Source organism: Kribbella sp. (assembly GCF_035655035.1).
In the GTDB taxonomy this organism is placed as follows: Bacteria; Actinomycetota; Actinomycetes; order Propionibacteriales; family Kribbellaceae; genus Kribbella.
This window is the reverse complement of record NZ_DASRVN010000047.1, coordinates 1-4,673: the sequence shown is the minus strand read 5'-3', so window position 1 is coordinate 4,673 and position 4,673 is coordinate 1. Positions and strand designations below refer to the sequence as shown.

The 4,673-nt window shown below is 70.2% G+C and carries 6 protein-coding genes; 2 read left to right on the top strand and 4 right to left on the bottom strand.

Annotation, left to right across the window (positions count from 1 at the left end; translation table 11 throughout):
• On the bottom strand, nt 1-1,335 hold a 1,335-nt coding region (locus VFF46_RS03385; protein WP_325035518.1), incomplete at its 3' end, for an NADPH-dependent 2,4-dienoyl-CoA reductase.
• A complete protein-coding gene (locus VFF46_RS03380; RefSeq protein ID WP_325035517.1) occupies nt 1,332-1,874 on the bottom strand; it encodes a PadR family transcriptional regulator in 543 nt (180 codons plus the stop codon). The genes VFF46_RS03380 and VFF46_RS03385, both read right to left, overlap by 4 nt.
• 145 nt (nt 1,875-2,019) lie before the next feature.
• On the opposite strand from VFF46_RS03380, the gene VFF46_RS03375 reads away from it, so the two are divergent.
• Together VFF46_RS03375 and VFF46_RS03370 are read left to right on the top strand one after the other, a co-directional pair.
• Nucleotides 2,020-2,505 (top strand): cation:proton antiporter regulatory subunit, encoded by a 486-nt coding sequence (locus tag VFF46_RS03375; RefSeq protein WP_325035516.1) that lies wholly within the window; start codon nt 2,020-2,022, stop codon nt 2,503-2,505.
• Nucleotides 2,506-2,507: 2 nt separating this feature from the next.
• A complete protein-coding gene (locus VFF46_RS03370) occupies nt 2,508-3,707 on the top strand; it encodes a cation:proton antiporter (RefSeq protein ID WP_325035515.1) in 1,200 nt (399 codons plus the stop codon).
• Here the strand turns inward: VFF46_RS03370 and VFF46_RS03365 are convergent.
• Both VFF46_RS03365 and VFF46_RS03360 read right to left on the bottom strand, forming a co-directional pair.
• Complete coding sequence (locus VFF46_RS03365; protein ID WP_414673029.1) at nt 3,697-4,188, bottom strand: methylated-DNA--[protein]-cysteine S-methyltransferase; 492 nt, start codon at nt 4,186-4,188, stop codon at nt 3,697-3,699. The genes VFF46_RS03370 and VFF46_RS03365 overlap by 11 nt on opposite strands.
• The coding region (locus VFF46_RS03360) for a GNAT family N-acetyltransferase (RefSeq protein WP_325035513.1) at nt 4,185-4,673 on the bottom strand (489 nt) is incomplete at its 5' end. The genes VFF46_RS03365 and VFF46_RS03360, both read right to left, overlap by 4 nt.

Below are 4,673 nucleotides of genomic sequence, written 5' to 3'. Positions count from 1 at the left end.
GTGCAGCTTGACGCCGGTGAGGTCGAGCCGCCGCCGGTAGTACCGGATCGTCTCGGCGAACTCCTCCTTGCCCGGGATCCGTCGCGCGATGCCGAACTGCCCGCCGACCTCGTCCGCCGCCTCGAACAGCTCAACCCGATGCCCGCGCTCGGCCGCCGTCACGGCCGCCGCAAGCCCCGCCGGCCCGGCGCCGACGACCGCGACGTTCTTCGCCCGCCGGGTGGGCAGCAGCTGCAGCTCGGTCTCGCGGACCGCCCGCGGGTTGACCATGCAGCTCGCCTTCTTCTTGGCGAAGACGTGGTCCAGGCACGCCTGGTTGCAGGCGATACAGACGTTGATCTCGTCGGCCCGATCGCTGGTTGCCTTCAGCACCCATTCCGGATCGGCAAGGAACGGGCGGGCCATGCTGACCAGGTCCGCGTCGCCACGAGCCAGCACCTCCTCGGCGACCTGCGGCAGGTTGATCCGGTTCGACGTGACGACCGGGATGTTCACGTGCGGCCGGAACGCGGCGGTCACCGACGTGAACGCTGCGCGCGGTACGGACGTCACGATCGTCGGCACCCGCGCCTCGTGCCAGCCGATCCCGGTGTTGATGATCGACGCCCCGGCCGCCTCGATCTCCTTGCCCAGCGCAACCACCTCGTCCCAGCTCTGGCCGCCCTCGACCAGGTCCGCCATCGACAGCCGGTAGATGATCAGGAAGTCCTCGCCGACCCGCTCCCGGGTCCGCCGGACGATCTCAACCGCGATCCGCCGCCGGTTCTCCGCCGTCCCGCCCCAGCGGTCGGTGCGCCTGTTCGTCCGCTCGGACAGGAACTGGTTGATGAAGTACCCCTCGGAGCCCATGATCTCGACCCCGTCGTACCCGGCCTCACGGGCGAGCGCGGCGCAGTCGACGTACGCCGTGATCTGCTTCAGCACGCCGCCGTCGGACAGGGCGCGGGGCTTGAACGGGTTGATCGGGGCCTTGAGCGCGGACGCGGACACGCTGAACGGGTGGTAGGCGTACCGGCCGGCGTGCAGGATCTGCAGTGCGATCCGGCCGCCCTCTTCGTGCACCGCATCGGTCACTTGCCGGTGCGCGCGGGCCTGGCGACCGCTGGTCAGTTTGGAGCCGAACGGCGTCAGCCAGCCCTGCCAGTTGGGCGCGTAGCCGCCGGTCACCATCAGCCCGACACCGCCCCGGGCGCGTTCGGCGAAGTACGCCGTGAGCTTGGGCAGATCGGTCAACCGGTCCTCGAGCCCGGTGTGCATCGAGCCCATGATCACCCGGTTGGGCAGCACGACATGCCCGAGGTCCAACGGTTCCAGCAGATGGGGATAGGCCGTCATCGGTTGTCCTTCCGGAGGGCTTCGATCACTTCGTCGCACCAGGCCGTGAACGACTCCTCGGCGCGGATCCCGCCGCGCAGTACGAGGTACTGGTGCAGGTCGCGGCCGTGCAGGGCGGACGGTTTCGGGAAGTCGCGCTTCTGGATCCCGCGGTACACCTCGAGCCGGGCCGCGTGCTCGGCCCGGTGCCGCTCGACCTCCTTCAGGACGACGTCCGCGGAGCCGAGCGAGGCGCCGCGGAGCTTCACGCCCAGAGCGTCCCGCAGTACGGCGGGATCGGACGGCTCGGCCAGCCACCGGGTCAGCTCCGCACGACCGGCGGCCGCGATCCGGTACACCTTCTTGTCCGGGCGGCCGTCCTGCGCGATCTCGGTGTGCCGCACCCAGCCGGCGTCGTCCATCCGCCGCAGCACCCGGTAGATCTGCTGGTGGGTGGCCGGCCAGAAGTATCCGATCGAGCGGTCGAACCGGCGGGCCAACTCGTACCCGGAACCGGCCCGCTCGGTCAGCGAGACCAGGATCGCGTGCTCCAGCGCCATGGACGGAGCCTACCTATGCAACGCGTTGCACTGCACCTGATTGCATCTCACGTCACATCGCTCGCCCGTCCCCGGCTTGTCCGGTTTGAGAGAATTGATTGCAGACGCCTTATATCGACGCCCAATGGATTTCGGAGTACCTCGCATGGACGCCCAGGCCCACCCGACGAAGACGACGCTGCCCGGCATCGGCATCCGGTACGACCTGGTCACGGAATCCGGGAAGCACGTCTCGGTCGTGGCGCACAACGACGGCCGCCGGTTCCTCGGGTTCCACAAGCCGGAGGACGACGACGAGTGCCAGGCGTCGGTGCCGTTAGGCCAGGGCGAGGCGGCCGCGCTCGCGCAACTGCTGGTCCCGGAGCGGATCGACCCGGTCCGCGGCGAGATCGAGATCGACCTGGTCACCGAGCACATCCCGGTGACCGCCAAGTCGCCGTACTCCGGCCGGACGCTCGGCGACACCCAGGCCCGCAGCCGGACCGGCGCGTCGATCGTGGCCGTACTGCGGCGTCTCGGCGCGACCCCGTCGCCGACGCCGGACTTCCGGTTCGCGACCGGGGACACGCTGGTCGTGGTCGGCACCCGTGAGGGCGTGGACGCGGTGGCCGATCTGATCGCAGGGGGCTGAGCATGCACGAGAACATCACCGCGCTCCTGATCGAGCTCGGCGCGGTCATCCTTGCCCTCGGCGTGCTCGGCCGGATCGCCGGTCGGCTCGGGTTCTCGCCGATTCCCCTGTACCTGCTGGCCGGGCTGGCGTTCGGGCACGGCGGGCTGCTGCCGCTGGCCGCGAGCGAGGAGTTCGTTGCCACCGGCGCCGAGATCGGCGTCATCCTGCTGCTGTTGCTGCTCGGGCTCGAGTACACGGCATCCGATCTGGTCGGGACGCTGAAGACGCAGTACGTGTCGGGGGCGGTCGACTTCCTGCTCAACGCCATTCCGGGCGCGGCCGTGGCGTTGCTGCTCGGGTGGGGGCCGGTGGCGGCGGTCGCGCTGGCCGGTGTCACCTGGATCTCGTCGTCCGGCGTGATCGCGAAGGTGGTCGGTGATCTCGGGCGGCTGGGTAACCGCGAAACGCCTGTGGTGCTGGGGATCCTGGTCCTCGAGGACCTGTCGATGGCGGTCTACCTGCCGATCCTGACGGCGCTGCTCGCGGGCGTCGGGCTGGCCGGCGGGAGTATGACGCTGCTGATCTCGCTCGGGACGGTGACCGTCGTACTGTTCATCGCGCTCCGGTACGGGCGGGTGATCAGCCGGGCGGTGTCGTCGGACAACCCCGAGATGCTGCTGCTCGTCGTACTCGGGCTGACCCTGCTCGTCGCGGGTATCGCGCAGCAGTTGCAGGTGTCGGCGGCGGTCGGGGCGTTCCTGGTCGGGATCGCGTTGTCGGGTGAGGTCGCGCACGGCGCGCGGAATCTGCTGAGCCCGTTGCGGGACCTGTTCGCGGCGGTGTTCTTCGTCTTCTTCGGGTTGAGCACGGACCCGCGCAAGATCCCGCCGGTACTGGCGGTCGCCTTCGGGCTCGCCGTACTCACCACGCTCACCAAGGTCGCCACCGGCTGGTTCGCGGCCCGCCGCGCCGGCATCTCGCGGGCCGGCCGCTGGCGCGCCGGCGGCACTCTGGTGGCCCGCGGCGAGTTCTCCATCGTCATCGCCGGCCTCGCGGTCGGCGTCGAACCGAAGCTCGGCCCGCTCGCCACGGCGTACGTCCTCATCCTGGTGATCCTCGGCCCCGTAGCCGCCCGCTACACCGAACCCCTGGCCCGCCGCCTCACCCGCAAACCCCCAGCCCCCGCCGAGGCCCCAGCAGCCGAAGTGCTCACCAAGTGAGCAGGTTCAGGCCGGCCTCGTGATCGAGGAGCGCGCGCTTGCGTTCGATGCCGCCGCCGTACCCGGTCAGGCTGCCGGTCGACCCGACCAACCGGTGGCACGGGACGATGATGCTGATCGGGTTCTTCCCGTTCGCGAGCCCGACCGCCCGCGCCGACTGCGGTTTCAGCCCGAGCGCGGCGGCGAGCCCGCCGTACGTCGTGGTCTCGCCGTACGGGATGTCCTGCAACGCGGTCCAGACCCGCCGCTGGAACGGCGTACCGGCGAACCGCACCGCCACGTCGAACGCCGTCCGCCCGTGGTGGAAGTACTCGTCCAGCTGCTCCGCGACGGCGGGCAGGATCGCGTCGTCGCGGTCGCCGAACGTCGCCTCGTCCGGCCGGTACAGCTGCCGATCCATGTACAACCCGGTCAACTCACCCGTCTCGGTCCCCACCAGCGTAAGCGGACCGAGCGGGCTGTCGACGACGGCGTACGTCACCGGGTTGACTCCCACTGCGCGCGGTCGATCCGATAGAACACGTGCCGCTTCAGCCGGTGGCCGTCCTCGATCCGCGGGTGGTCGAAGTCGCCCGCCTCGTCGTGCACCATCCCGATCCGCTGCATCACCCGCTGCGACGGCACGTTCGTGGTCGCGGTGAACGACACGATCTCATCCAGCCCACCCGGCCCGAACCCGTGCGCCAGCGCCGCCCGCGCCGCCTCGCTCGCATAACCGTTGCCCCAGGCACCCTTCGCCAACCGCCAGCCGATCTCGACCGCAGGCATGAAGTGTGCCTCGAAGCTCGGCACCGACAGCCCCGTGAACCCGATGAACTCACCGGCTTCCTTGACCTCGACCGCCCACAGCCCCCAGCCGCGCTCCTCGATCAGCGGGATGTTCCGGTCGATCAGTCCGTCGCTCTGCTCGCGCGTCTGCGGCGCCGGGAAGTGCTCCATCACCGCCGGATCGGCGTTCAGCGTGGC

Excerpts from the sequence above, each read along its gene's own strand:
- VFF46_RS03375 (WP_325035516.1), top strand. The coding sequence starts at position 2,020 with ATGGACGCCCAGGCCCACCCGACGAAGACGACGCTGCCCGGCATCGGC.
- VFF46_RS03370 (WP_325035515.1), top strand. The coding sequence starts at position 2,508 with ATGCACGAGAACATCACCGCGCTCCTGATCGAGCTCGGCGCGGTCATC.
- VFF46_RS03380 (WP_325035517.1), bottom strand. The coding sequence starts at position 1,874 with ATGGCGCTGGAGCACGCGATCCTGGTCTCGCTGACCGAGCGGGCCGGT.